Genomic DNA, 632 nt, shown 5'->3' with positions numbered 1-632 from the left:
CGATCCGGCCCAGGCGCAGCCAGGTTTCCAGCGCCGCCACCGGGCAGGTTGCCTCGGCCGAGCCGCGGCCGACCTCGACCTCGCGCCAGCCGGTCTTACCCCGGACATGGAGCAGCAGGCCGGCGTCGAGCGGTTCGATCCAGCCCGACGCTTCCGGCGTCTCGTCAGCACCGTGGTCGAGTCCGACGATCTCGCTGCGGCGCAGGCCGCCGGCGAACCCGACCAGCAGGAGGGCGCGGTCGCGCAAGCTCCGCAGGTCGTGGCCGAGCAGTGCCGCCATGGCGGCGACATCGGCACCGAGCAACGCCTCCTTGGTCTCGGGCGGCCGGCCGTGAGCGCGGCGGATGCCGGCCAGCACCTCGCGGATGTGGCGGTCGGCGCGGTCGAGCGTGAAGCCGCGCTGGCGGAAGTTCCAGCCCAGGCCGGCGAGGCGGCGGTCGACGGTGGCGGCCGCCCGGCCCCGCTTCGCCCCGGCCGGAATCTCGGAGGCGAGGTCGGCGAGGTAGAGGCCGATCGTCTGCGGCTCGGGCGGCAGCGGTGCCAGGCCGCGCCGGGCGCACCACGCCTCGTAGTGGCGCCAGTCGGCGGCGTAGGCGCGCCGGGTGTTGTCGGCGCGGGCGCCGCGGGCGTAG

1 protein-coding gene is annotated in these 632 nt (G+C 76.4%); it reads right to left on the bottom strand.

The annotated features are described in order from the left end of the window. On the bottom strand, window positions 1-632 hold a 632-nt coding region (locus N826_RS44640; protein WP_044438079.1), incomplete at both ends, for an integrase.

Origin of the sequence: Skermanella aerolata KACC 11604 (assembly GCF_000936425.1) — a bacterium.
In the GTDB taxonomy this organism is placed as follows: Bacteria; Pseudomonadota; Alphaproteobacteria; order Azospirillales; family Azospirillaceae; genus Skermanella; species Skermanella aerolata.
The sequence above is the reverse complement of the archived record's forward strand: the minus strand, read 5'-3'. Positions and strand labels throughout refer to the sequence as shown.